Source organism: Ensifer sp. LBL, from assembly GCF_050435225.1.
Lineage (GTDB): Bacteria > Pseudomonadota > Alphaproteobacteria > Rhizobiales > Rhizobiaceae > Ensifer.
The window spans coordinates 240,366-265,936 of sequence record NZ_JBNDJY010000007.1; the positions used below are offsets into that span (position 1 = coordinate 240,366).

General features: G+C 63.9%; 24 protein-coding genes and 1 tRNA gene. 14 read left to right on the top strand and 11 right to left on the bottom strand.

Going from position 1 to position 25,571, the window contains the following annotated elements:
• Nucleotides 1-71: 71 nt before the first annotated feature.
• On the bottom strand, nucleotides 72-533 hold the full coding sequence (locus OKW20_RS26320) for an Hsp20 family protein (RefSeq protein WP_034786801.1): 462 nt from the start codon (nucleotides 531-533) through the stop codon (nucleotides 72-74).
• Nucleotides 534-921: 388 nt separating this feature from the next.
• Here OKW20_RS26320 and OKW20_RS26325 point away from each other — a divergent pair, with 388 nt between their 5' ends.
• Nucleotides 922-1,887: an alpha/beta fold hydrolase gene (locus OKW20_RS26325; RefSeq protein WP_429176868.1), complete on the top strand. Its 966-nt coding sequence runs from the start codon at nucleotides 922-924 to the stop codon at nucleotides 1,885-1,887.
• A 112-nt stretch (nucleotides 1,888-1,999) separates the two neighbouring features.
• Here the strand turns inward: OKW20_RS26325 and hisN are convergent, their stop codons facing one another.
• Together hisN and OKW20_RS26335 are read right to left on the bottom strand one after the other, a co-directional pair.
• Nucleotides 2,000-2,773 (bottom strand): histidinol-phosphatase, encoded by a 774-nt coding sequence (hisN, locus tag OKW20_RS26330; RefSeq protein ID WP_429177127.1) that lies wholly within the window; start codon nucleotides 2,771-2,773, stop codon nucleotides 2,000-2,002.
• Nucleotides 2,774-3,207: 434 nt separating this feature from the next.
• The gene (locus OKW20_RS26335; protein ID WP_429176871.1) at nucleotides 3,208-4,089 is read right to left on the bottom strand and encodes an N-formylglutamate amidohydrolase; all 882 of its coding nucleotides are present in this window, start codon (nucleotides 4,087-4,089) and stop codon (nucleotides 3,208-3,210) included.
• Between the two features lie 199 nt (nucleotides 4,090-4,288).
• On the opposite strand from OKW20_RS26335, the gene cpdR1 reads away from it, so the two are divergent.
• From cpdR1 to OKW20_RS26350, 3 genes are all read left to right on the top strand, one after another.
• Complete coding sequence (gene cpdR1, locus OKW20_RS26340; protein WP_034786813.1) at nucleotides 4,289-4,654, top strand: response regulator CpdR1; 366 nt, start codon at nucleotides 4,289-4,291, stop codon at nucleotides 4,652-4,654.
• A 260-nt stretch (nucleotides 4,655-4,914) separates the two neighbouring features.
• A tRNA-Val gene (locus OKW20_RS26345) sits at nucleotides 4,915-4,989 on the top strand.
• A gap of 570 nt (nucleotides 4,990-5,559) precedes the next feature.
• A complete protein-coding gene (locus OKW20_RS26350) occupies nucleotides 5,560-6,252 on the top strand; it encodes an alpha/beta fold hydrolase (protein WP_429176873.1) in 693 nt (230 codons plus the stop codon).
• Nucleotides 6,253-6,332: 80 nt separating this feature from the next.
• On the opposite strand, the gene OKW20_RS26355 is transcribed toward OKW20_RS26350, so the two are convergent.
• The 4 genes from OKW20_RS26355 to OKW20_RS26370 form a co-directional block, all read right to left on the bottom strand.
• Nucleotides 6,333-6,608, bottom strand: coding sequence for a hypothetical protein (locus OKW20_RS26355; RefSeq protein ID WP_429176875.1), 276 nt, complete (start codon nucleotides 6,606-6,608; stop codon nucleotides 6,333-6,335).
• Nucleotides 6,609-6,640: 32 nt separating this feature from the next.
• Nucleotides 6,641-6,832, bottom strand: a complete 192-nt coding sequence (locus OKW20_RS26360; protein ID WP_402325526.1) for a hypothetical protein — start codon at nucleotides 6,830-6,832, stop codon at nucleotides 6,641-6,643.
• Between the two features lie 85 nt (nucleotides 6,833-6,917).
• Nucleotides 6,918-7,856 carry a 4-hydroxy-tetrahydrodipicolinate synthase gene (gene dapA / locus OKW20_RS26365; RefSeq protein WP_429176876.1) on the bottom strand — a complete coding sequence of 313 codons (939 nt, stop codon included), beginning with the start codon at nucleotides 7,854-7,856 and terminating at the stop codon, nucleotides 6,918-6,920.
• Between the two features lie 11 nt (nucleotides 7,857-7,867).
• Nucleotides 7,868-8,356, bottom strand: coding sequence for a hypothetical protein (locus tag OKW20_RS26370; protein WP_429114716.1), 489 nt, complete (start codon nucleotides 8,354-8,356; stop codon nucleotides 7,868-7,870).
• Between the two features lie 301 nt (nucleotides 8,357-8,657).
• Here OKW20_RS26370 and ilvD point away from each other — a divergent pair, with 301 nt between their 5' ends.
• Together ilvD and OKW20_RS26380 are read left to right on the top strand one after the other, a co-directional pair.
• Nucleotides 8,658-10,496, top strand: coding sequence for a dihydroxy-acid dehydratase (gene ilvD, locus OKW20_RS26375; RefSeq protein ID WP_429114717.1), 1,839 nt, complete (start codon nucleotides 8,658-8,660; stop codon nucleotides 10,494-10,496).
• Nucleotides 10,497-10,656: 160 nt separating this feature from the next.
• Complete coding sequence (locus tag OKW20_RS26380; protein WP_077959723.1) at nucleotides 10,657-11,085, top strand: lipocalin-like domain-containing protein; 429 nt, start codon at nucleotides 10,657-10,659, stop codon at nucleotides 11,083-11,085.
• 18 nt (nucleotides 11,086-11,103) lie between these two features.
• Here the strand turns inward: OKW20_RS26380 and OKW20_RS26385 are convergent, their stop codons facing one another.
• Together OKW20_RS26385 and OKW20_RS26390 are read right to left on the bottom strand one after the other, a co-directional pair.
• On the bottom strand, nucleotides 11,104-11,508 hold the full coding sequence (locus OKW20_RS26385) for a GFA family protein (RefSeq protein WP_043610686.1): 405 nt from the start codon (nucleotides 11,506-11,508) through the stop codon (nucleotides 11,104-11,106).
• A 135-nt stretch (nucleotides 11,509-11,643) separates the two neighbouring features.
• Nucleotides 11,644-12,051: a GFA family protein gene (locus OKW20_RS26390; protein WP_402325535.1), complete on the bottom strand. Its 408-nt coding sequence runs from the start codon at nucleotides 12,049-12,051 to the stop codon at nucleotides 11,644-11,646.
• Nucleotides 12,052-12,146: 95 nt separating this feature from the next.
• On the opposite strand from OKW20_RS26390, the gene OKW20_RS26395 reads away from it, so the two are divergent.
• Nucleotides 12,147-12,620 carry a MarR family winged helix-turn-helix transcriptional regulator gene (locus OKW20_RS26395; protein ID WP_429177130.1) on the top strand — a complete coding sequence of 158 codons (474 nt, stop codon included), beginning with the start codon at nucleotides 12,147-12,149 and terminating at the stop codon, nucleotides 12,618-12,620.
• Nucleotides 12,621-12,631: 11 nt separating this feature from the next.
• Here OKW20_RS26395 and OKW20_RS26400 read toward each other — a convergent pair whose 3' ends face one another.
• On the bottom strand, nucleotides 12,632-13,078 hold the full coding sequence (locus tag OKW20_RS26400) for a MarR family winged helix-turn-helix transcriptional regulator (RefSeq protein ID WP_043610690.1): 447 nt from the start codon (nucleotides 13,076-13,078) through the stop codon (nucleotides 12,632-12,634).
• Nucleotides 13,079-13,139: 61 nt separating this feature from the next.
• Between OKW20_RS26400 and OKW20_RS26405 the strand changes: the two genes are divergently transcribed.
• The 4 genes from OKW20_RS26405 to OKW20_RS26420 all read left to right on the top strand — a co-directional run bounded on the left by OKW20_RS26405 (nucleotide 13,140) and on the right by OKW20_RS26420 (nucleotide 17,626).
• Complete coding sequence (locus OKW20_RS26405; RefSeq protein WP_429176878.1) at nucleotides 13,140-13,868, top strand: DUF899 domain-containing protein; 729 nt, start codon at nucleotides 13,140-13,142, stop codon at nucleotides 13,866-13,868.
• Nucleotides 13,869-13,982: 114 nt separating this feature from the next.
• Nucleotides 13,983-14,459 (top strand): DUF1579 domain-containing protein, encoded by a 477-nt coding sequence (locus OKW20_RS26410; protein WP_043610693.1) that lies wholly within the window; start codon nucleotides 13,983-13,985, stop codon nucleotides 14,457-14,459.
• 129 nt (nucleotides 14,460-14,588) lie between these two features.
• Nucleotides 14,589-15,356: a VOC family protein gene (locus OKW20_RS26415; RefSeq protein ID WP_429114722.1), complete on the top strand. Its 768-nt coding sequence runs from the start codon at nucleotides 14,589-14,591 to the stop codon at nucleotides 15,354-15,356.
• Between the two features lie 452 nt (nucleotides 15,357-15,808).
• Complete coding sequence (locus tag OKW20_RS26420) at nucleotides 15,809-17,626, top strand: GGDEF domain-containing protein (protein ID WP_429176879.1); 1,818 nt, start codon at nucleotides 15,809-15,811, stop codon at nucleotides 17,624-17,626.
• On the opposite strand, the gene OKW20_RS26425 is transcribed toward OKW20_RS26420, so the two are convergent.
• Complete coding sequence (locus OKW20_RS26425; protein ID WP_429114723.1) at nucleotides 17,598-18,509, bottom strand: LysR family transcriptional regulator; 912 nt, start codon at nucleotides 18,507-18,509, stop codon at nucleotides 17,598-17,600. The two genes, OKW20_RS26420 and OKW20_RS26425, sit on opposite strands and share 29 nt — an antisense overlap.
• Nucleotides 18,510-18,637: 128 nt before the next feature.
• Here OKW20_RS26425 and OKW20_RS26430 point away from each other — a divergent pair, with 128 nt between their 5' ends.
• From OKW20_RS26430 to OKW20_RS26440, 3 genes are all read left to right on the top strand, one after another.
• Nucleotides 18,638-19,672 (top strand): aldo/keto reductase, encoded by a 1,035-nt coding sequence (locus tag OKW20_RS26430; RefSeq protein WP_429176881.1) that lies wholly within the window; start codon nucleotides 18,638-18,640, stop codon nucleotides 19,670-19,672.
• Nucleotides 19,673-19,833: 161 nt separating this feature from the next.
• Nucleotides 19,834-23,160 carry a DUF2126 domain-containing protein gene (locus tag OKW20_RS26435; RefSeq protein ID WP_429176882.1) on the top strand — a complete coding sequence of 1,109 codons (3,327 nt, stop codon included), beginning with the start codon at nucleotides 19,834-19,836 and terminating at the stop codon, nucleotides 23,158-23,160.
• Nucleotides 23,161-25,569 (top strand): circularly permuted type 2 ATP-grasp protein, encoded by a 2,409-nt coding sequence (locus tag OKW20_RS26440; protein ID WP_429176884.1) that lies wholly within the window; start codon nucleotides 23,161-23,163, stop codon nucleotides 25,567-25,569.
• The last annotated feature ends 2 nt before the right edge of the window (nucleotides 25,570-25,571 follow it).

Below are 25,571 nucleotides of genomic sequence, written 5' to 3' on the forward strand. Positions count from 1 at the left end.
ACAAAAAACGGCGCCCTGACGGGCGCCGTTCTTTGTGGGAGGTCTGTTTCGTGCCCTGGTCGGGCATGATGTTAGAGGGTCTGAGCCTCGATCTGCTTCGGCTGCGATGCAACGGACGCGATCTCGATCCGGCGGGGCTTGGCGGCTTCCGGGATCTCGCGGGTAAGATCGATATGAAGCAAGCCGTTCTTCAGCGAAGCCGACTTGATCTCCACGTGATCGGCGAGCTGGAAGCGGCGCTCGAAGGCGCGCTTGGCAATACCGCGATGGAGAAACTGGCTTTCTTCACCCTTGTCCTCGGCCTTTTCGCCCTTGACCGTCAACGTGTGTTCACGCGCCTCGATCGAAAGCTCGCTCTCGTCGAAGCCGGCGACGGCCATGGTGATGCGGTAGGCGTTTTCGCCGGTGCGCTCGATGTTGTAGGGCGGATAGGTCTGGGCTTCACCGGGCTGGCCGAGGCTGTCGAGCATGGTGAACAGGCGGTCGAAACCAACGGTGGAACGGTAAAGGGGGGAGAAATCGAAGTGACGCATGGTGTCCTCCTTGGAGCAACGTTTGCGATGTCTGGTCGGCCACCCCATTCTGGCAGTGGCAGGACCGGTGAACGGACCCGTCTTCGGCGCCCGTGACCCTGATTTGGGGAGGCGATTTGACGACTTCAAGACGCCCCCGCCGACGATTTTTCCGTGAACCCGACATGAACGCCGGCTTCGGCTGCCGTTCAGCCCGGCGGGACTAAAACGAAATCCTGGGCCGCAACGCCCAGGCTGAAGTGACATGTCCCTTCCCCTTCAGCGGCCGGAAACGGTGATCGTCCGGATTTCACCCACCGTTTCCGGCTTTTTTCTTTGACGGCGAAGACCCTGCCGCCTATCCCTTGATGCTACCGATCAACACGCTTTCACCTCCGGCCACGACCCCATGACCTCGATCCTCCACGCGACACCGGACAATCCGATCCCGGACAATCATGTCGCTGGTTTTTTCGATGGCATCGGCGGCCGCAAGATCCGCTATGCGATCTTCAAGACGAAGCAACCGGTGGCGCGCGGCACGGTCGTGCTGCTGCAGGGCCGCAACGAATCGATCGAGAAATATTTCGAGACCATTGCCGATCTGACTGCGGCCGGCCTCTGGGTTGCCACCTTCGACTGGCGTGGCCAGGCAGGCTCCGAGCGGCTGCTGACGCACTCCGGACGCGGTTATGTCGACCACTTCTCCGATTACGAGCGCGATCTCAGCACCTTCCTCGAACAAATCGTGCTGCCCGATACCCGCCTGCCCTTCTCGATCGTCGCCCATTCCATGGGCGCGCTCGTCGCCTTGTCGCTCGCCCCGATGCTTGCAAGCCGCATCGACCGGCTGGTGGTGCTGGCCCCCTTCGTCGGCCTTGGCGGCCAGGCGCTCGGCGAAAAGAGCATTGCGACGGTCGCGACCTTCATGCGGCTGGTCGGCCTCGGCGCCCTGCCGGCACATCCCGACAAGGGCAACCGCCCCTTCGAAAACAACGTGCTGACAGCGGACCGTCGCCGTTACGCCCGCAACATCGCGCTGACCGACGCGCATCCGGAACTGAGGCTCGGCCCCCCGACGGCGCGCTGGCTGAGCGAGGCTTTCCACGCCATGCGCCGGATCCTCCGCCGCGACCATCTGACCCGCATCACGCTGCCGACGATCATCCTGGCACCGACGGCCGATCGGCTGGTGCCCCATGTCGCCGTCGAATGGCTGGCGCGCAATTTCCGCGCCGCCCAGATGATCCCGATCGATGGCGCCCGCCATGAACTGCTGCACGAGGCGGACCGCTATCGCGCCCAGGCGATGGCGGCGATCCTCGCCTTCGTCATCCCCGAAGAAGGCGACGCGCGCGAAACCACCGCCGCCTGAAGCCAGCGCGCGCGCTCCCGACAACGCCGCGCGTCCTATCGGACGTACGAAGGTCTCTGTAACACTTTGATTTTACGGATATCTGCAGCCGTTGCGCGAGGCGCAGGGCGCATCAGCCCTTCAGGATTTCCAGCGCCTGCGCGTGCAGTTCGGCATTGCCGGCCGCAATGACTTCGCCGCCCATTTCCGCCGGGCCGCCCTGCCAGTTGGTGACGATGCCGCCGGCCTGCTCGATCAGCGGAATGAGCCCGCCGACATCATAGGGTTTCAGCCCGCATTCGATCACCAGATCGACATGGCCGGCAGCCAGAAGCGCAAAGGCGTAGCAATCGCAGCCATAGCGGAACAGCCGCACCTTGTTTTGCACCGCCTCATAGCGGGTCTTGAGATCGCCGGAATAGAGATGCGGCGAGGTGGTGAACAGCACCGCGTCGTCCAGCGACTTGCAGGCGCGCGTCGAAAGCACCTGCTCGCCACCCGGTCCACGGTAGATCGATTTCGTGCCGTCGGCGAAGTAGCGCTCGCCGGTGAAAGGCTGGTCCATCAGGCCCATGACCGCATCGCCATTGCGATAGAGGCCCACCAGCGTGCCCCAGACCGGCAGGCCGGAAATGAAGGCGCGCGTGCCGTCGATCGGGTCGATGACCCAGACATATTCGCGGTCGAGGCCGACATTGCCGTGCTCTTCGCCAAGAATGCCGTGCTCCGGAAAATGCGCCTCGATCAGCGCACGGATCGCCGCTTCAGCCGATTGGTCCGCTTCCGTCACCGGATCGAAGCCGCTTTCGAGCTTGTTGACGACGCTGGTCCCGATCCGAAAGCGCGGCAGGGTTTCCGCCTTGGCGGCATCTGCAAGACGATCGAAGAAGGCGCGGTCAGGCAACATGGCGATCTCTCTGAAAAACATGGAGGAAGGTACGTCCTGAATAGACGAAATTTGTCGAAAGGCAAACGACCGGGCACGCCCATCTGCGGGCGGCGTCGGCGTCAGGGCAGGAGCGTTTCGCACTGCACCACGGCCGCTTTGCGCTTCAAACGCGGCTTTGCCGAATTCAATCGGTTGATTCGCCATTTTCGGCTGAAAAACTTTTGACGCAATGCAAAAGTTTTCACCGGCAAACTTGACATTTGTGCAGTGCAATATTATGGTTTTCCTACAGTCACCTGTGACTGTAAATACCCTCCTTGGGTGTTTCCTCCCTAGACTTGACCGCGCCGTTGGCGCGGTTTTTTTTGAACCTCCCCGACAGAAAATACCAAGCGTCGCCAGCACCTTGCTGGACGGCACCCTTGCCGATTCTTCCTGGTTTCTGGGAAAGGCTACTCGGCCGCCAGCGGCAGATAAGCGCCGTAGTCTTCGACGTGGCGGGCAAGCGAGCCGATGAAGGTCGTGAGGTCGGCAACCAGCGAACCGAAGCCGGGTTTGCGCACCAGCGTCGTTTCGTCGACATAGAGTGCCCGGTTGATCTCGATCTGCAGCGCGTGCAGCCCGCGCGTCGGCCGGCCGTAATGCTCGGTAATGAAGCCGCCGGCATAGGGCTTGTTGCGCACGACACTGTAGCCGAGTTGCTGCAACAGATCGACGGCAGCACGCGAAAGTTCGCCGGCAGCACTGGTGCCGTATCGATCGCCGATGATGAAATCCGGTCGCTGGGCGCTGCCCGGCAGATGCACGTTGCCCGGCATCGAATGGCAATCGATCAGCACCGACAGGCCGAACTGCACATGGGTGCGGGCGATCAGCTTGCGCAAGGTGGCGTGATAGGGCTTGTAGATCGTCTCGATCCGCGTCAGCGCATCCTCGACCGGGAACCGCCCGCGATAGATCTCCATATTCTCGGCTACCAGCCGCGGGATCGTTCCGAGCCCGCCTGCAACGCGCATCGAACTGATGTTGGCATGCGGCGGCAGCGATCCCTCGAACATGCGCGGATCGAGCTCGTAGGGCTCGCGGTTGACGTCGAGGAAGGCGCGCGGGAAATGTGCAAGCAGCATCGGCGCGCCGAGGAACGTCGCGTTCTGGAACAGCTCGTCGACATAATGGTCTTCCGACCGGCGAATCGAAAGCGCATCGAGCCTGGACTGGTCGAGGAAACTCTGGGGATAGGACCGGCCGCTATGCGGCGAATTGAACACAAAGGGAATGCGCTGGATTGGAGGTTCAAGGACCTCGAACAGTTCCCTCTCCGCAACTTCCCCCATCTGAACCCTTTTTTACCATATGCGGTACTTGCAATTGTCATCATGTTGCCAGTTGGCCCGCTCTGTGTCCATAGTGGCCAATCACAGCATCCCGGGGAATTGACGTCCCGCGTTCACGAGATATTTACCGCGTTGCGGTTTGGATAAAACGCCGCAATCTACGCGCAATGAACTGATAAAGAGAAGCACGGCCCAATTCATGACTGCGAAAATCCTTCTTGCCGAAGACGACAACGACATGCGCCGGTTCCTGGTGAAGGCGCTGGAAAAGGCCGGCTATAAGGTCATGTCCTATGACAACGGCGCCAGCGCTTACGACCGGCTTCGCGAAGAACCGTTCTCGCTCCTTTTGACCGACATCGTCATGCCCGAGATGGACGGCATCGAGCTGGCGCGCCGCGCGACGGAACTCGACCCGGACCTCAAGGTCATGTTCATCACCGGCTTTGCCGCGGTTGCCCTCAACCCGGACTCCAAGGCGCCGAAGGATGCCAAGGTGCTCTCCAAGCCCTTCCACCTGCGCGACCTCGTGGACGAGGTCAACAAGATGCTGGCTGCTGCCTGATCAAGACAGTTTTCCACAGGCGCGCCGTTCCGCGACTGTAAAGAATGCGACTTCGGACCGACCGCCGCGATCCACAGGGATCTCCGGCGGTCTTTTCGTTTCAATGCCTTAGCGGAAACCCAGCAAATCCGGGATCTTGCCGGTGTCTCATCGACGCCGTTCCCGTGGGGAAAATCGCCGCCTCTAAATTTCTGTCAAAAAACCTTCGAAAACCCTATTGACGCGACAACGGCTTTTGTGGTCTATGCGCCACATCGGATGGGCGTGTAGCTCAGCGGGAGAGCACTACGTTGACATCGTAGGGGTCACAAGTTCGATCCTTGTCACGCCCACCATTCGAATTCAAAAGGCCTTTCGAGAAATCGAAAGGCCTTTTTCGATTCTCCCCGTTTCTTCCGGCCTTCAACTTGCGCACGACCCGATCGCAGCATCAGCCTCGATCAAGGCGCTCCCCACCACTTTGCCCACAGCCGGCGCTCAGACTTTGGTCCGACAGAGGACGGCAAAGGTCCGGGGCGCATTGTCGAATCGGTTTCGCGGTGACTTGATGCCGATGCGCCCGGAAGCAAGCCCGCCTCCTGGACGCAACTGGTCCCAGGGCGATGCCCCGTAGCCCCAATACGCCGCTCTGGGACCCCGTTCCTCCTCCACATGGCTGAAACTGCCTGCTGCCGCGGCCACCCGAGCCAAAGGGCGGTCGTCCGTCACGAAAATTTGTGGCTTGCGTCATGGAAGGCACGTCTTGTCGCCCTAATTTCGGGCTGCAATCTCAACGCTTTGCCAAGCGCCAAGCGCAAGGCCGAGCAAGCCACCGAACAGACGACAGGCAGCACCTCGCACACCTCTCCAGGGACGAGTGTGCTGCCGAACCGAGCACCTCTCCATTCGAGCGAAAGGAACGGACCATGCCGGCAGTCAGGAATATCGTGCTTGTACACGGCGCCTGGGGCGATGCCTCCCATTGGCGCCACGTGATCCCGCCGCTGCACGCCAAGGGCTACAGGATCGCAGCGGTACAAAATCCGCTGACCTCGCTTGCCGACGACGTCGAGCGCACCCGCAAGCTGGCGGAATCGCTGGAAGGTCCGACGCTGCTTGTCGGCCATTCCTATGGCGGCGCGGTGATCAGCGGCGCCGGCCACGCGTCCAACGTCGTCGGCCTGGTCTATGTCGCCGCTTTCGCGCCGGATGAGGGCGACAGCCTCGGCAGCATCTTCGCAAGGCGCGATCCGCCGTCCGGCGCCGCCAGCATCCGCCCCGACAAAGACGGCTTCCTCTGGCTGGCGCAGGATACGTTCCGTGAGAGTTTCGGCCAGGATCTGAGCGAGACCGAAGCTTTGGTCATGGCGGTCGCGCAGAAACCGATCGCCGGGCGTTGCTTCGAGGACAAGGCCGGGGCTCCCGCCTGGAAGACGAAACCCAGCTGGTACCAGGTCTCGCGGCACGATCACATGATCCCGCCGGAAACCGAACAATGGATGGCCGAGCGCATCAAGGCGAAGAAGATCATCACGCTCGACGCCAGCCACGCCTCCCTTGCCTCGCACGCCAAGGAAATCGTGGCGCTGATCGACGAGGCGATCGCCTCGCTCGGCTGAATGTCCGGAAGCGCAACGTCCCAACAAGAGAAACCCCGTCGGCTCCGAGCCGACGGGGTTCCCCTCTGTCTCATTGGACGTCAGGCATAGGCGCCGCGCCGGCGCTGTCGCGTGGCGCTCGGCCCGCGCGAAAACGTATCGAGATCGATCGCCGCCCCTTCCGGTGCCCGGCACACCTCCTCCGGATGCCGGTCGCTCGCCTCGACGGCGAAATGGATCGCGGCGCTCTCATTGGTAAAGAGGCCGCCGACGAGGCCCTTGCGGTCGGATACGACCCACCAGCCGTGCCGGTCGCGGCCGACGACGAAACGCGCCCGCGCCAGGAAACCACGGCGGATCTGCTGCATACTGCCCATGATCGAACAATCCTTGTTGAGGAAAAGACGGCTTAACCGGCGATCCACGGCAGTGCGGCCTGGATGCCGTAGGCAAGGCCGAGCACGATGGCGAGCCGGATGCCGATGCCGAGAAAGGCATCGCGAACGGCGCTGTCCTTGGGCGGAAGGTGCTCGGCGCGCTCGCTGCTTTCGATGCGCCGGCGCCCGGCAGCGCGCGCGGCAAGATGGGGAAAACGGGACATGGTCGTTCCTTTCGGGTGAGATGGATGCGGGCGGCGGGCGCCGCCGCGGCAATCGGGCATGCAGGATCCGGGTGAGGACGTGCCGTCAGCCGGCGAGCGCGAGGCGCACCCCGCGGCCGATCCGGGTGGAGGCGGGAAGCTCGGTCAGCGGTTCAAGCGCCGCGCGGATTTCCGCAGCCGTCTCCGGCGCCACTGCTGTCAGCGGCAGGCGCACCTCGGGGCTGAGCGCCCGCACCAGGTGCAATGCGTATTTCACAGGTCCGGGATTGGTCTCGCGCTCCAGCGCCGTGAGCAGCGGCCGCAGGCGCTCATGAAGGGCGAGCGCCGCTGCGACATTTCCGGTCGTGACGGCCTGATGCATGGCGACCACCAGCCGCGGCACGACATTGGACGCCACCGAGATGGTGCCGCGGCCGCCACAGAGATTGAACGGCAGCGCCGTCTGGTCGTGACCCGAGAGCTGCTTGAGCCTGGTCTTCAAGGCTGGCGACGACGACAGGAAGCGGCCGACGTCGCCGGTGGCGTCCTTGATGCCGACGACATTTTGAAGCTCCGCCAGCCGCTCGATCGTCCGCGGAGCGAGATCGACCCCGGCGCGCGAGGGCACATTGTAGATGATGATGGGAAGGTCCACCGCTCGGGCGACCGCCTCGAAGTGGCGATAGAGCCCCTCCTGCGACGGCTTGCTGTAGTAGGGCGCAACGACGAGCGCCGCATCGGCACGGAGGGCCTTGGCTTCCGCGGTCAGTTCAATCGTCGTCGCGGTGCTGTTGGTACCGGTTCCGGCGATAACCGGGATCTTGCGCTCCGCCACCTCGACGCAGCGCTCGATCACCAGCGCCCGCTCGGCACGCGACAGCGTCGGCGCTTCGCCGGTGGTGCCGCAGGCAACGATGCCGGAAATGCCGTGGCGGATCTGCCATTCGACCAGAGACATCAGGCCGACGACATCGACCTTGCCGTCCCGGAACGGCGTGACGAGTGCTGTGATCGCCCCTTCGAGGCGCAGCGAATTCATGTTCATGGACGTATCCTTCAGGTGGAAAGTTGGCCGCGGCCGGCAGCGGCCGCAAGCTGGTGGCAGCGGCAAGAGCGCAGGAAGGCGCCAAGGATCGCCGCGGCAAGGTCGGCATGTCGCGCCTTGAACGTGATCCGGCCGGCGCCCGGTGGCTGATAGCGCAGCGCGCAGGTCCACAGGCCGAACTCGTGATTGAGCGTTCGAAGGCACAGTTTCGCCTCGGTCGCCGACGTCAGCTGGATGACGGCATCGACCAGTGCATCGGCGGCCATCAGTTCACGGAACCGGCGCGACGGCCATTCCCCAACCGCCAGATCCGGCATGTCCGCGATCACCCGTACCGCCTCCCAGACATGGTGCTCGCGCAGGCGGCGAACGGCGGTCAGCCGGAGGATCAGCGCATCGAGCGCTTGCGCAACCGTTTCGCCGGTCAACTCCGGACCCACGTCGACCTTGCGCGGGGCCGGAAGAATATGACGACGGATGTTGAAATCCTGGAGAGACATGGCACGCATCCCTATTCGATGCGGCAAGGCTAGACCCGGCAGGCGTCCGGTTTCGATTGCGACTTCGGGCGCCCGGCATAAGATTTCCGTAAAGCGCTTCGGTGGGTGTTGTGGAAGACGCCGGCCGCGGTCTAGATTTGGTTTCCGAACAGGCGAAAGCCCGGCGCGACAGCGCGCGCGGCGTCGAAATAATCTGACGCAAAAGATGACGCGCACGCAATTTTGCGCTAGGTAGCCCATTCGGTGGCGATCAGGGATCGCCATTCCCGAGCAATACCCCTTGTCCGTGAAGGAACATGCCATGCCTGCCTATCGCTCACGTACCACCACCCACGGCCGTAACATGGCCGGCGCCCGCGGCCTCTGGCGCGCGACGGGCATGAAGGACAGCGATTTTGGCAAGCCGATTATTGCGGTGGTGAACTCGTTCACCCAGTTCGTGCCGGGCCACGTGCACCTCAAGGATCTTGGCCAGCTCGTCGCCCGCGAGATCGAGGCTGCCGGTGGCGTCGCCAAGGAATTCAACACCATCGCCGTCGACGACGGCATCGCCATGGGCCACGACGGCATGCTCTATTCGCTGCCGTCGCGCGAGATCATCGCTGACTCGGTCGAGTACATGGTCAACGCGCACTGCGCCGACGCCATGGTCTGCATCTCCAACTGCGACAAGATCACCCCCGGCATGCTGATGGCCGCACTTCGCCTCAACATCCCCGCCGTCTTCGTTTCCGGCGGCCCGATGGAAGCAGGCAAGGTCGTGCTGCACGGCAAAACGCACGCGCTCGACCTGGTCGACGCCATGGTCGCCGCAGCCGACGACAATGTTTCCGATGAAGACGTCAAGGTCATCGAGCGCTCCGCCTGCCCGACCTGCGGCTCCTGCTCCGGCATGTTCACGGCCAACTCGATGAACTGTCTGACCGAAGCCCTCGGCCTGTCGCTGCCCGGCAATGGCTCGACGCTCGCCACCCACGCCGACCGCAAGCGCCTGTTCGTCGAAGCCGGCCACCTGATCGTCGACATCACCCGCCGCCACTACGAGCAGGACGACAACAGCGTCCTGCCGCGCAACGTCGCCTCGAAGAAGGCGTTCGAGAACGCCATGGCGCTCGATATCGCCATGGGCGGCTCGACCAACACCGTGCTGCACATTCTCGCCGCCGCCCATGAGGGCGAGGTCGATTTCACCATGGCGGACATCGACCGCCTGTCGCGCAAGGTGCCCTGCCTGTCGAAGGTCGCACCGGCCAAGAGCGACGTGCACATGGAAGACGTGCACCGTGCCGGCGGCATCATGTCGATCCTCGGCGAACTCGAAAAAGGCGGGCTCATCAACCGCGATTGCCCGACGGTGCACAGCGCCACGATCGGCGACGCCATCGACCGCTGGGACATCACCCGCACCTCGAGCGAAACGGTTCGCAATTTCTTCCGCGCGGCACCGGGCGGCATCCCGACCCAGGTCGCGTTCAGCCAGGAAGCCCGCTGGGACGAACTCGACACCGACCGCGAAAAGGGTGTCATCCGCTCGGTCGAACATCCCTTCTCCAAGGATGGCGGCCTCGCTGTCTTGAAGGGCAACATCGCCATCGATGGCTGCATAGTGAAGACCGCGGGCGTCGACGAGAGCATCCTGAAGTTCTCCGGTCCGGCCCGCGTTTTCGAAAGCCAGGACGCGTCGGTCAAGGCGATCCTTGCCAACGAGATCAAGGCCGGCGACGTCGTCGTCATCCGCTATGAAGGCCCGAAGGGCGGCCCGGGCATGCAGGAAATGCTCTATCCGACGAGCTACCTGAAATCGAAGGGCCTCGGCAAAGCCTGCGCGCTGATCACCGACGGCCGCTTCTCCGGCGGCACCTCGGGCCTGTCGATCGGCCACGTTTCGCCGGAAGCGGCCAATGGCGGCACGATCGGCCTGGTGCGCGAGGGCGACATGATCGATATCGACATCCCGAACCGCACGATCAGCCTGCGCGTCGACGAGGCGGAACTCAGCCGCCGCCGTACCGAGCAGGACGCGAAGGGCTGGAAGCCCACCGAACAGCGCAAGCGCAAGGTGACGACGGCGCTGAAGGCCTATGCGGCTTTCGCCACCTCCGCCGACCGTGGCGCCGTGCGCGACCTCGGCGAGCACTGACCAGCCACGTTCTGGCAGCGCCCGAGCGGCGCAAGAAATAACGAAGGGCTCCCGCGCGGCGGGGGCCCTTTTCTTTGATCTCATCCTAGGGATCGGCCCGGCTTTGCCGGACAGGAACCATCTGTTATTTTAGTTTACCCTAAAATCACACAGGTGGATCATGGCGGACGAGTCTGGATTGCTCGGCACCTGGAAGATGCTTTCCTGGACGCGCGAGGTCGTCGCCACTGGCGAGGTCAGCGATGCCATGGGCCCTGACCCCATCGGTTATCTCTCGTATTTTCCGGATGGCCGGATGACTGCCGTCGTGGTGAAGCGCGATCGGCCGCAGCTCAAAGGGCTCGTGCCCTCTCACGACGAAAAAGCGGCACTGTTTGATTCCATGCTCGCCTATTCCGGCTCCTATTCACTCAAGGACGGCCGGATCATCCATCATGTCGAGGCAAGCTGGAACCCGGCCTGGGGCGTCTCCGACCTGATCCGCCCCTTTGTCCTGCAAGGCGACAAGCTGGTGATCTATGGTGCGCCGGGCGTGGACCCGGCAACCGGCGAGGAGGTCATCTACCACCTCGAATTTCGCAAGATGTGACCAGCTTGGCCACGGGCGTCAGAGGTGACGCGTCTCGGCCGGCGCGTGGAACCAGTTGTTGTTGCGCCCGTCCATGTACTGCACCGGTGCTTCGGCCAGCACCGCCGGGTCGAGATCGTCGAGGCAGGCGACGTTGACGGAATAGTAGGCGCCGCCGATCTCCTCGATGTAGCCGTGACCGAAGGCGGCAACGCCGCAGGTCCTGCAGAAGCGGTGATGCACGCTGTTGCTGCCGAACTGGTAGTCGGCGATGTTGGCTTCGTCGCACTGCAGCCGGAAGGCGTCGGGCTTCACGACCACCCCCCAGTAGCGCCGCTTCCAGCAAATCGAGCAGTTGCATTTGCCGGTGCCGGCATCGAGGTCGATATCGGCCTCATAGCGGATGTTTCCGCAATGGCAGCTTCCTTTGTAGGTCAGTTTCATAGCTGTCGCTCCTGCTCGTGGGCCGGTCAGCCCCCATATTGCCGCCCACCCGGCAGGCGATATGCCTGCCGGGTGAAGCTCATGCAATGCAAGTGCCATATTGACAACATATTGTCAATTATGAACCGGCACGCCTCAGAGATGACGGACTTCGGCGGGCGTTTGATCCCATCGGTCGTTCCGGCCATCCAGATATTGCACCGACACCTCGGCAAGGACCGATGGATCGACATCGTCCAGCGTGGCAACATTGACGCTGTAATAGGCGCCGCCGAGTTCCTCGACATAACCATGGCTATAGGAGGCGATGCCGCAGGCCGGGCAGAAGCGGTGGTTGCCCACCTTGGCGCCGAACTGATACCGGCCAACCTGATCTTCCGGCGACAGGAGGCGAAAATCTTCCGGCTGGACCTGCGCACCCCAGTAGCGGGCCTTGCCGCAGAACGAGCAATTGCATCGCGTCGTCCCGGCATCGAGATCGAAAGTCGCCTCATATCTGAGCTTGCCGCAATGGCAACCGCCGCTGTAAGTCCTTCTCGCCATGCTCTCATCTCCCTTGCTAAAATGGCTTGCTGAAACAACTGCATCATGACAACATGATGTCATGCAAACATTCACACGACGCTGGTGCTGTCAACATGAAAGATCCTGATCGGACACCCGCCGGAGACGCCTTTGCGGAGTTCGCCATATCGGTATTGCGGCTGGCCGGCCCCCTGACGCAGGCCGGCGACGCGCTCGCCAAGCCTTCCGGACAAACGAGCGCCCGCTGGCAGGTACTGGCCGCGGCAAACCATGCGCCGATGTCGGTGGCCGATGCGGCACGCGCGCTCGGCCTTGCGCGACAGGGAGTGCAGCGAATCGCCGATCTCCTGGAGGCCGAAGGGCTGATCGCCTACAGGGACAACCCGACGCACCAGAGGGCGAAACTCATGGTCCTGACCGCGGCGGGAGAGACGGCGCTGCACGATATCAAGCAACGGCAGGCGGCCTGGGCGGATGGCCTGGGCGGCGCGCTCGGCGAAAGGCGGCTACGCCAGGCTTCCGCCTTGATCGCCGAGGTGATCGAAGTACTCAGGGAACGCCCCACGCCAGAGCCGTCCGAGGACTGACCGACTGCCGGTCAGGCCAGCCTTAGGAGATCCGCACGCAGGCGGTCCGGACCACCGTCCCCGAACACCGGATCGAGCGCCTCATGGAGGTCCCGCCAGATCGGCACGGCACGCGCCAGCAGCCCCTGCCCCTCCGGCGTCAGCCGCAATCGGCGCGACCGCCGGTCGTCGGCATCCGGGAAGCTTTCGACCAGGCCGCGCCGTTCCAGCGGCTTCAGCGCCGCCGTCAAGGTCGTCCGGTCCATGGCGAGAAGCGATGCCACCGAGCCCATATTGGGCGCTACCGGGCGGTTGAGCGACATCAGCAGAGAGAACTGTCCGTTGGTGATATCGAGCGGGCGCAGCCCCTCGTCGAACCGGCGGGCAAGGGCGCGCGCGGCACGCTGCACATGCAGGCAGAGGCAGGTGTCCTTCACATGCAGGGTGGTATCGAACGAAACGAGCGGCATTTTTGACATGACCGATTAATGTTGATATCAACGTAAATAGTCAAGTGCAACGTTGGAAGGAGGAACGGGCATGAGACAGGACCACGCAGTGGTATCGCCTGGAGAGTGGCTGAAGGCGCGCAGAGACCTGCTTGCGCTGGAAAAGGAACACACCCACGCACGCGACAAGGTCAATGCCGCCCGGCTGGCCTTGCCCTGGGTGAAAATGGAAAAGACCTACATCTTCGATACGCCGGCGGGCCGCAGATCACTCTCCGAGCTTTTCGACGGCCGCAGCCAGCTCATGGTCTATCATTTCATGTTCGGCCCCACCTGGGAGGCCGGCTGCCCCGGCTGCTCCTTCCTGGTCGATCACTTCGCCGGCATGCTGCCGCACCTCAACCATCACGACGTCACGCTGGTCGCCGCATCGAACGCGCCGCTGGTCAAAATCGAAGCCTACAAGAAACGCATGGACTGGCATTTCCCCTGGGTCTCGGCGGAAGGCAACGGCTTCAACCATGACTTCCACGTGGCCTTTTCGGCAGACGAACTCGCCAGTGGCAAGGTCGGCTACAATTTCACTGACATCGAAAGCGCCAATGCGCATGAGGAACTGCCCGGCCTCAGCGCCTTCCAGAAGAGCGAGGACGGCACGGTCTACCACACCTATTCGTCCTATGCCCGGGGGCTCGAGGAACTGGTGGGCACACTGATGCTGCTCGACCGCGCGCCGAAGGGCCGCAACGAAGACGGTACGATGGACTTCGTCCGGCGCCACGACGAATACGACCAGGAACCGGGCCGCAAGGCGGGCTGACCTTCGCATCCGCCGCGGGCGGAACTTTTCGCCCGCGAAATCGTTCTGAGAACGCTCGCCTGCCGGGCCGATTGCCCATGCCCGGACGAACCCTGTGCCCAACAAGGAAATCCCGTGAGAGCAGAACCGGAAGAACCGCACCGCTGGCTCGAGCAATTGCTGGGCGACTGGCACGTTCGCACGGCCGGATCCGATGGCGAGCCCGACGGCAGCGGCCCCTGGACCGAACATGTCCGGTCCCTCGAAGGCCTTTGGATCGTCTGCGAAGGTCAGGGAACGATGCCGGGTGGCAGTTTCGGCCAGACGCTGATGACGCTCGGCTTCAATCCGCAGACCGGGCGTTACGTCGGCACCTGGATCGGATCGATGATGAAGCACATGTGGATCTATGACGGCGAACTGGACGCGGCCGGTACGTCCCTCTCCCTCTCCTGCGAAGGGCCGGATTTCGAGACTCCCGACCGGACCGCGCGCTACCGTGATGTCATCACGCTTGACGGTCCGTCCCGGCGACTACTGACGGCGCAGATGCAGACAGCGGACGGACGCTGGAAAGATTTGATGACCGCGGAGTACCTGCGCCGGGATTGAAAGCGGTGCTGGCGGCCGGCCTTCAGCTTTGCGGTCACACGTCCCGTCAGGCTGACCCGGCGACAGTTCATTCGAACAGGCAACCAAGCGGCGCAAAATACGCCGCGCCAAGGCAATCGGAGGAAGGCAATGGCAGATCACGGCAAATTCGTTTGGTACGAGCTGATGACGACCGACATGGCGGCCGCCGAAACGTTCTACAAGGACGTCGTCGGGTGGAATGCCGCCGATTCCGGCATGGCCGGCATCAACTACACCCTGTTCAACGTCGGCGAGATTCCGGTGGCCGGCCTGATGACCATGCCGGAAGGCGCGCTTGAAATGAACGTGCCGCCCGCCTGGCTCGGTTATATCGGCGTCGACGATGTCGATGCGACCGCCGCCAGCATCGCCGCCAAGGGCGGCAAGGTGCACCGGGCGCCGGACGATATCCCCGGCATCGGGCGTTTCGCCGTCGTCACCGACCCGCACGGCGCGGTGTTCTCGGTCTTCAAGGGGACGGGCGATCCACCGCCGGTCACAGACCCGATGGCTCCCGGATTGATCGGCTGGCACGAGCTTGCCTCCGGCGACCTCGACACTGCCTTTCCCTTCTATTCCGAGCTCTTCGGCTGGACCAAGGATCAGGGCATGGACATGGGCGAGATGGGCATCTACCAGATCTTCGCCCATGGCGGCGCCCCGATCGGCGGGATGATGACCAAGCCCAAGGAAGTGCCCGCGCCCTATTGGCTCTACTATATCAACGTGCCGGCCATCGATGCCGCCATCGAACGCATCAAGGCTGGCGGCGGCAAGATCGTGCTGGAGCCGATGGAAGTCCCTGGAGGAGCTTGGATTGTTCAGGCGCTCGACCCGCAAGGCGCCCTCTTCGCACTGGTCGGGCCGAGGCGCTGAGACTGTTGCATGTCTCCTTAAATCCTCCTCGATTTAAGGCAAAAGACACGCAGCAGGTCAAAGTGCCACGGCAACCTCTGAGGGTTTGATGGGACGCGAGGCACGCCAGCCGCAGCACAGATCACGTTGCCGTGAAGAGTTACAGAAGTAAAATCACGGCAGACCAAGTCCAGGCCCGCTTTCGGCAAGAAAACGGGCCTGATTTATTACGATCATGGACCGGAAAGCGAACACCGAGGCCACCAAAGCCATGGCCTGCCCTGCGCCGGGCGCATCCCTCGGTTGCGGATTAGCCCCTAGTATTTCAGGGTATTTCAAGCTTATTTAACATCTTATACGATAACAGGGGCGACAAGCACACTGATTTCGGATGGGTTTCTTGTCGGGCGACAAGAATTTGTCGTGACTGTCGAGACGACGAGCGGCGACATGAGTGGAGCAACTTCGCGCAGATGAGCAATAAGGGCAGCAGCTATGCGTCCCCTCAGATGGGCGTCGGGGAAGCACGCACGGCCAAGGCCCTGCGGCGCAAGCTCCAATGGCTCGTGGCCATTGTCGTTGCCTGCACGGGCATTCTTGCGACCGAAATCATCGCCGCGTCCTACAGCGATTTCGTCATCGCGCGCCGCAATCTGACGGAAGTCATGGCCTTTTGCCGCGTCCTCGACGCCGCGAACTACCTCTCGGCCGAACGTGGTCCGTCGAACGGCATGCTTGGCCTCGGCGTAGCGCCCGGGTCCACCGTTCAGGCGCGGCTGGCGGAGTTTCGTACCCGCAGCGACGCGGCACTCGCCGAGATCACCGCCGACATAGACAATGCCAGCCGTTCCGAACCGGCCGGCGCACTCTCGCCCATCCTGGTCGAGGTGCACCGTCGCTTGATGCTTGCGCGTGCGGAAGTCGATCGCATTGCAGCCCTTCCGCCGGACGAGCGAAACCTGGCCGAAATCGAAGGGTCGATCGAGGCCATGTTCGGCGTGATCGATGCGCTCCGCCCCGCGATCGACTGGAACATTCAGCGCCTGACCAATACGGACCCGAACCTTGCGGGCATTGCTCTCGCGGCCCAAATGCTCGCCAATCTGCGTGAAGACGGTGGTCGCCTCGGCTCGCAGGTCATGGCGCCCGTTGCCGTCGGCAAGCCGCTCGCGATCAAGAACCTGGCCGACAGCGAACGCACACGCGGCAGGCTGCAGGAGGTCTGGGCGATCGTCGGCAAGCCGGGCGCGCTTCCCGGCCTCGATCCGGCGAAGATCGGCGATCTCGCCAAGATCGACCGCGAGTTCTTCGGCGAAGGTTTTGCGATCATCGACAACATCGTCGCGGTCGGCAAACGCTCGGGCAACTACCCGCTGACTGCCGAACAACTCACCGACATTTTCGTCCCGAAGATGAAGCCGCTTGAAGATCTGCGTCGCGCCTTCATGGATTCGACCGTCGAGCGCCTGTCGGCCAACAAGACGCGCGCGTCGATCAAGCTCGCAGTCGCGAGCCTTGCGACCTTCTCGCTTTTCCTGGTGCTCCTGGTGTTGATGCGCCGCGCCCGCTCGCTGGTCTTCGAACCGCTGCTCCTTGCGCGCCACAGCATCATCGAGCTCGCCAACGACCGACCGATCCCGCGCCTCCAGGGCAAGGGCGGAGAAGGCGAAATGGGGCGCCTGTTCGATGCGATCGACATCCTGCGCCAGCGCCTCGACGAGCGCACCCTGCTGATGCAGCATCTCGAGCGCCAGGCGGAAACGGACGAATTGACCGGCCTGCTCAATCGCCGCGCACTGGAGCTGATCGGCGGCGCGGAGGACACGGACGGCAAGGACCAGGACGCCTGTCTGATCCTGATGGATATCGACCATTTCAAGCAGATCAACGATACCCACGGCCACCTGATCGGCGACATCGTGCTTCAGGAAACCGCCCGCATCATCCGCAATTCCGTGCGCAATTCCGATCTCGTCGCCCGTTTCGGTGGTGAGGAGTTCGCTGTAATCACGCCCGGCGACAGCATCGAATCCGCGCTTGCCCTTGCCGAAAGGATCAGGGTCAACCTCGCACGCGAACCGATCGTCCTTGCAGACGGGCAGAAGCTGAATGTTACCGCCAGCTTCGGCGTGGCCGAAGGCCGGAGCGCGGACGGTGGCTGGAAGCACCTGATCGAACTTGCCGATACGGAACTCTATCGCGCCAAGTCCGAAGGCCGCAATCGCGTCTGCGGCCAGCCGGACGAAGCCGCGCACTCGCCGTTCAAGGCGATGAAATCCGCGCGCGCTTAGCCAGGAAATCGAGCACCACCCGCACACGCGCCGGCAGGGCTCCACCCTGCCCGTGGAACACCGCATGGAAGGCCTCGATGTCGCCCGGGTTCAAGTGCTCGGCAACCGCCGTCAGCCGGCCGCAACGGATATCCTCCTTGACCGTAAACGTCGGCAGTCGCGCCAGGCCGACGCCGGCGAGCGCAAGCTGGCGCAAACCCTCGCCGTCACTCACGCGGACCTGCTCCGTCGGTGCCAGCGTGATCGGCTCCCCGTTCGACAGGAGTGGCCAGCCATCGATCGAACGGGCGTAGCTATGGCTCAGCCTGTTCATCGCTTCGAGATCCTCAACACGCTCGGGCGTGCCGAACCGTTGAAGATAGGACGGCGCGCCGACGATCGTCATCGACGTGCTGCCGAGCTTGCGGGCGATCAGGCTTGAAGACTTCAGCGGACCGGCGCGCACGGCAATGTCGGCCCGCTCCGCCATCAGGTCGACCACGGCGTCGGTCTGCAGAATATCGAGCGAGACCGACGGAAAGGCCGAGAGAAACTCCGGCAGCACCGGCATCAGCACATGCACCGCATAGGAAGCGCTGACGTTCAGACGCACGCGACCCTCCGGCGTCTCGCCTGAACCCGCCTCGCGCTCCGCCTCGTCGATATCGGCAAGGATGCGCACCGCCCGCTCGTAGAAGGCGCAGCCCTCCGCCGTCAGTTGCAACCGCCGCGTCGAGCGGTTGACGAGCCGGACGCCGAGCCTTTCTTCAAGCCGCTGCACGAGCTTGCTGACGGCCGAGGGGGTCATACAGCAGACCTTTGCGGCGGCCGAAAAACCGCCAAGTTCCACCGCCTTGGCGAAAACCGCCATCTCCCCCGAACGATTGATCGACAAGCGCGACATGTGACTTCAACTCACAAATGATGTTCTTTCATCATGTCTACATCGCAAATAGCAACGACACCACCTTCTCCTCGTGGGCGAGCGGACATCCGGTCTCGCAAAGGCCAACCATCGAGGAGTTTGACGACATGGAATACAGACGGCTTGGATCATCGGGACTGAAAGTGCCTGCCTTGAGCTTTGGTGCCGGCACGTTCGGCGGCAAGGGGCCGCTCTTTAGCGCCTGGGGCAACAGCGACGCTTCGGAAGCCAGGCGGCTGATCGACATCTCGCTCGAGGCCGGCGTCAACCTCTTCGACACCGCCGACGTCTATTCCGACGGCGCGTCCGAGAGCGTGCTTGGTGCAGCCATCAAGGGCCGGCGCGATGCCGTGCTGCTCTCCACCAAGATGGCATTGCCAATGGGCGATGGACCGAACGACGCCGGCACGTCGCGCACGCGCCTCGTCAAGGGCGTCGACGATGCCTTGAAGCGGCTCGGCACCGACTATATCGACCTTTTGCAACTGCACGTCTTCGACGCGGGAACGCCGGTCGAGGAGGTGCTTTCGACACTCGACGGTCTCGTCACTGCCGGCAAGCTGCGCTACGTCGGCGCCTCAAACTTCGCGGGCTGGCAATTGATGAAATCGCTGGCGGCGTCGGAGAAGCACGGCCTCGTGCGCCACGTCGCCCACCAGGTCTACTATTCGCTTGTCGGACGCGACTACGAGTGGGAACTGATGCCGCTTGGTGCCGACCAGGGCGTCGGCGCGCTGGTCTGGAGCCCGCTCGGATGGGGGCGCCTGACCGGTAAGATCCGGCGTGGGCAGCCGTGGCCGGAAGGCAGCCGCCTGCATGACACAGCCGCCTTCGGCCCGCCGGTCGATGACGAAAAGCTCTACGATGTCGTCGACGTGCTCGATCAACTGGCGGAGGAAACCGGCAGGACGATCCCACAGATCGCCATCAACTGGCTGCTGCAGCGCCCGACGGTCTCGAGCGTCATCATCGGCGCCCGCAACGAGGAGCAGCTTCGCCAGAACCTCGGCGCCGTCGGCTGGTCGTTGTCGCGGGAACAGATTGCCCGGCTCGACGCGGCGAGCAATACGACTCCGGCCTACCCCTACTTCCCCTACTACCGCCAGGAGGGTTTCGCGCGGATCAATCCGCCGATCGTCTGATCGTCAGGCAACCGCTTTCGCACGCCCCGCACTGGCGTGCGAAAGCACTGCGCTGCCTCGATTTTCCAGGCACGCTTTCGCGCTTGCATTCTCGATTTGCATTGCACAAACTTCGTGGCGATGGGGGCACCAGACCTTCCACGAAGGGGATCAAATCCGGCATGTCTATCAAGGCCAGTATCTATCACCTGACCCACTACACCTATGACCGTCCCGTCAGGCTGTCGCCGCAGATCATCCGGCTGAAGCCCGCCGCTCACTCCAAGACAAAAGTGATCAGCCACTCGCTGAAGGTCTCGCCCGGCAACCATTTCGTCAACCTGCAGCAGGACCCCTACGGCAACTACCTCGCCCGCTTCGTCTTTCCCGATCCGGTGAGCGAGCTGAAGATCGAAGTCGATCTCGTCGCCGACATGACGGTCTACAACCCCTTCGACTTCTTCGTCGAGGAAGAGGCCGAGCATTGGCCCTTCCCCTACCCCGAAGATCTCAGCGACGATCTGAGGATCTACATGACGCCGGAGCCGCTCGGCCCGGCGCTCTCCGCCTTCATGGCAACGGTCGACCGTTCCCGCCAGCGCACCATCGACATGGTCGTCGGGCTCAACGCGCGCCTGCAGCAGGAAATCGGCTATGTCATCCGCATGGAGCCGGGCGTGCAGGACCCGGAGCAGACGCTGACATCGGCAAGAGGATCGTGCCGCGATTCCAGCTGGTTGCTCGTGCAGATCCTGCGCAATCTCGGCTTCGCTGCCCGCTTCGTCTCCGGCTATCTCATTCAGCTGACACCCGATCTGAAAGCCCTCGACGGCCCCTCCGGCACCGACCACGACTTCACCGACCTGCACGCCTGGGCCGAAGTCTATCTGCCCGGCGCCGGCTGGGTCGGGCTCGACCCGACCTCAGGCCTCCTGACCGGCGAAAGCCACATTCCGCTTGCCGCAACGCCGCACTATCGAAACGCCGCGCCGATCTCCGGCGGCTTCTTCGGCGATCCCGAGACCCGAACCGACTTCGCCTTCGACATGAAGGTAAAGCGTGTCGCCGAGCATCCGCGCATCACCAAGCCGTTCTCCGACGAGAGTTGGGAGTCGCTGAACGCACTTGGCGAAAGGGTCGACCGGTTGCTGCAGGAAAACGACGTCCGCTTGACGATGGGCGGCGAACCGACCTTCGTCTCGATCGACGATTTCGAGGCGGAAGAATGGAACACCGCCGCTGTCGGCCCGACCAAGCGCGAGAAGGCGGACGATCTCATCCGTCGGCTGCGCGAGCGTTTCGCCCCCGGCGGGTTCCTGCATTACGGCCAGGGCAAGTGGTATCCCGGCGAAAGCCTGCCGCGCTGGACCTTCTCGCTCTACTGGCGCAAGGACGGCGTGCCGATCTGGCGCCGGCCCGATCTCATCGCCGAGGAAGCCGGCCGGCACGACGTGACCGAAAAGGATGCCGAACGCCTGCTGCACGCGATCGCCGGCGAACTCAACGTCGCGGCCGAGATGGTGGTGCCCGCCTTCGAGGATCCGGCCGAATGGCTCTTGAAGGAGGCGAACCTCCCGGACAATGTCGATCCCGCCAACTCGAAGCTCAAGGACCCGGAGGAACGCAGCCGCATGGCGCGTGTCTTCGAGCGCGGGCTGACGACGCCGACCGGCTACGTTCTGCCGGTCCAGGCCTGGAACGCCCAGGCCTCCGGACGACAATGGATGAGCGAGAAGTGGAGCACTCGCCGCGGTCGGCTCTTCCTCGTGCCGGGCGACAGCCCGGTCGGCTATCGCCTGCCGCTCGGCACTCTGCCCTATATCGCGCCCTCTCAGTTTCCCTATATCCACCCGCTCGACCCGACCTTGCCGCGCGACGACCTGCCGGATTTCTCCGAGGAGATCAGCCGGCCGCAACAGGCACGCTTCCAACCCTTGGAAGCGCCGGAAACACCGCTGCCGGTCGCGCGGGACGAAATCGCCGGCCTGGTGCGTACCGCCATCAGCGTCGAGCCCCGCGACGGCAGGCTCTGCGTTTTCATGCCGCCGACGGCAAGCATCGAGGAGTATCTCGACTTGATCGCGTCTGCGGAACGGGCCGCTGCCGCCATTGGCCTGCCGGTGCATATCGAGGGCTATGCCCCGCCCCAGGACGAGCGCATCAACGTCATCCGCGTCGCACCCGATCCCGGCGTGATCGAGGTCAACATCCACCCGGCCGCCCATTGGCGCGACTGCGTCGATATCACGACCGCGATCTACGAGGAGGCGCGCCAGAGCCGGCTCGGCGCCGACAAGTTCATGATCGACGGCCGCCACACCGGCACCGGCGGCGGCAACCACGTGGTCGTCGGCGGCGCCAATCCCAATGACAGCCCGTTCCTGCGCCGCCCGGATCTCCTGAAGAGCATGGTGCTTCACTGGCAGCGGCATCCCTCGCTCTCCTACCTGTTTTCCGGCCTCTTCATCGGCCCGACGTCGCAGGCCCCGCGCATCGACGAGGCCCGCCACGACCAGCTCTATGAGCTCGAAATCGCGCTGGCGCAGGTGCCGATGCCCGGCTCTGCAACGCCGCCGCCCCTGCCCTGGCTCGTCGACCGGCTGTTCCGCAACCTGCTCGTCGACGTCACCGGCAACACCCATCGCGCGGAAATCTGCATCGACAAGCTGTTCTCGCCCGATGGCCCGACCGGCCGTCTCGGCCTCGTCGAGTTTCGCGGCTTCGAGATGCCGCCCAACGCCCGCATGTCGCTAGCCCAGCAATTGCTGGTGCGCGCCCTCATCGCCCGCTTCTGGAAACACCCCGTTGGTGGCCGCTTCGTGCGCTGGGGCACGGCACTGCACGACCGTTTCATGCTGCCGCATCACGTCTGGCAGGATTTTCTCGAAGTGCTCGCCGACCTCAGAACCCATGGCTTCGATCTGAAGCCGGAATGGTTCGAGGCCCAGCTCGAGTTCCGCTTCCCCTTCTGCGGCGAGGTCGAATACGAGGGGGCAAAGCTCGAAATCCGCCAGGCGCTGGAACCCTGGCACGTGATGGGCGAACAGGGCGCAATCGGCGGCACCGTGCGCTATGTCGACAGCTCGATCGAGCGCCTTCAGGTCAAGCTCGATACCGCCAATCCCGAACGTTACACGGTCGCCTGCAACGGTCGGCCCGTGCCGCTCACCCGCACCGGTCCGAACGGCGCGGCGGTGGCCGGCGTGCGCTACAAGGCGTGGCAACCGGCATCCGGGCTGCACCCGGTGCTGCCGGTCAACACTCCCCTTACATTCGATATCTATGATACATGGTCGAATCGGGCGATCGGCGGTTGCATCTACCATGTCGCCCACCCGGGTGGGCGCAACTACGACACGTTTCCGGTCAACGGCAACGAGGCGGAGGCGCGGCGCCTGTCGCGGTTCGAGCCTTGGGGCCATACGCCGGGAGGCTACCCGCTGCGCCCCGAAAGCCCGTCGATGGAATTCCCGATGACGCTTGATCTCAGGCGTCCGCCAGGAGCGTAAATGCCGAAGAAGCAGACAGCCGCCGCAAGCCATCCGGGCACCGACGACGATCCGGTCTTCGGCTATCGGGCCCTACCGGGCATTGCCGACGAAATGCTCGACCAGGAAGGCAATGTCCGCCCGGTCTGGCAGCGGCTGCTCGCGACCCTTGGGCGGCTCGACGAGACCGAGCTTGCCAACCGCTTCGCCCGCGCCGACCGCTATCTGCGCGATGCCGGGGTGTTCTATCGCGTCTATGGCGCCAAGGAGAGTTCCGAGCGCAGCTGGCCGCTGTCGCACATTCCGGTTCTGATCGACGAAAAGGAATGGGCGCACGTCTCACAGGGCCTCGTGCAGCGCGCCGAGCTCCTGGAAAAGGTCGTCGCCGACATCTATGGCGAGAACCGGCTGGTGCGCGAAGGGCTGCTGCCGCCGGCGCTCGTTGCCTCCAATCCGGAGTTTCTGCGCCCGCTTTTCGGCGTAAAGCCGGCCGACGGCCACTTCCTGCATTTCGTCTCCTTCGAGATCGGCCGCGGCCCCGACGGAAACTGGTGGGTCCTGTCCGATCGCACCGAGGCGCCCTCGGGCGCCGGCTTCGCCCTGGAAAACCGAGTCGCGACCACGCGCGCCTTCTCCAATCTCTATGCGGAAAGCCACGTCCACCGACTGGCCGGGTTTTTCGGCGAGTTCCGCGACACGCTGCAGAGCCGCCGGCTACATCCGGACGACCGCATCGCCGTTCTTTCGCCGGGGATCGCCAACGAGACCTATTTCGAACATGCCTATATCGCCCGCTATCTCGGCTTCATGCTGCTTGAAGGCGAGGATCTGACCGTGGTCGGCGGCCGGGTGATGGTGCGCACCGTCGCCGGTCTCAAGCCCATCGGCGTGCTCTGGCGTCGTCTCGACGCCGCATTTGCCGATCCGCTCGAACTCAATCAGTCCTCCCATATCGGCACGCCCGGCATCGTCGAGGCGCTTCGCGCCGGATCGGTCTCGATCGTCAACGCGCTCGGCACCGGCATCGTCGAAACCCGTGCCTTCCTCGCCTTCACGCCAGCGATCTGCCGCCATCTGCTGGGTGAGGAACAGAAGCTGCCTTCGATCGCCACCTGGTGGTGCGGCCAAAGCGCGGAACGCGAACAGGTCGCCGCCAACCTCGACCGCATGGTCATCGGCCCCGCCTACCAGACCCGCCCCTTCTTCGACGACAACGGCCAGTCGGTGCTCGGCCGCACACTCGATGAGAAGGCCCGGGCCTCGATCGCAGACTGGCTTTGCGCCGAGGGCGGCAAGCTCGTAGGCCAGGAAGTGGTCACGCTCTCGACCACCCCCGCCTGGGTGCGCGGGCGGCTGACGCCACGGCCGATGAGCCTGCGCGTGTTTGCGGCGCGCACCCGCGACGGCTGGCAGATCATGCCGGGCGGCTTTGCCCGCATCGGCTCCGGTGACGATGTCGCTGCGATCGCGATGCAGGCGGGCGGCACCGCCGCCGACGTCTGGATCGTCAGCGACCGGCCGGTCGAGCGCACGACGCTGCTTCCGGCCGAGGAGAGCTTCACCCGCAACATGCCGGGCAGCTTGCCGAGCCGGGCGGCCGACAATCTCTTCTGGCTCGGCCGCTACATCGAGCGTGCGGAAGGGGCGCTTCGCATCCTGCGCGCCTGGCACGGCCGCTTTGCCGAAACCGCCGATCCGGACCTGCCGCTCCTGAAGGATGTCGGCGACTATCTCGCCGCTCTCGACATCGATGCCCGCCAGCCGGTGCCCGACAGCCTGCTTGCCAATATCTCCAGCGCCCTTTTCAGCGCCGGCAACATCCGCGACCGTTTCTCTCCGGACGGCTGGCTGGCGCTGAACGACCTGTCGCAGACGGCGCGCAAGTTCCACGCGACGGTGCAGGCCGGCGACGACGCGACGCGGGCGATCACCGTGCTCCTGCGCAAGCTCGCCGGCTTTGCCGGTCTCGTGCATGAAAACATGTACCGCTTCACCGGCTGGCGCTTTCTTTCGATCGGCCGCTACATCGAGCGCGGCCTGCACATGACGCGGCTGCTCGGCCACATGTCGGGGCCGGACGCACCCGACGGCGCCTACGACATGCTGCTCGAAATCGGCGACAGCGTGATGACCCACCGCCGGCGCTACAATGTCAGCACCGCCGCGTTGACCGTCACCGACCTCCTGGCGCTCGACCCGCTCAATCCGCGCTCGGTGCTTTACCAGTTGAACGAGATCAAGACCGAGGTCGAGCTCTTGCCGAACGCCTTCGTCAACGGACAGATGTCTCCCTTCTACCGCGAGGCGATGCGGCTGCATTCGGGCCTGGCGGTGATGACACCGGAAGCCATGAACCTCGGCGTCTACAATCGGTTGGAGCGGGATCTCGAAAGCCTGTCCGATCTGCTCGCACGCACCTATCTCGGCTAGCC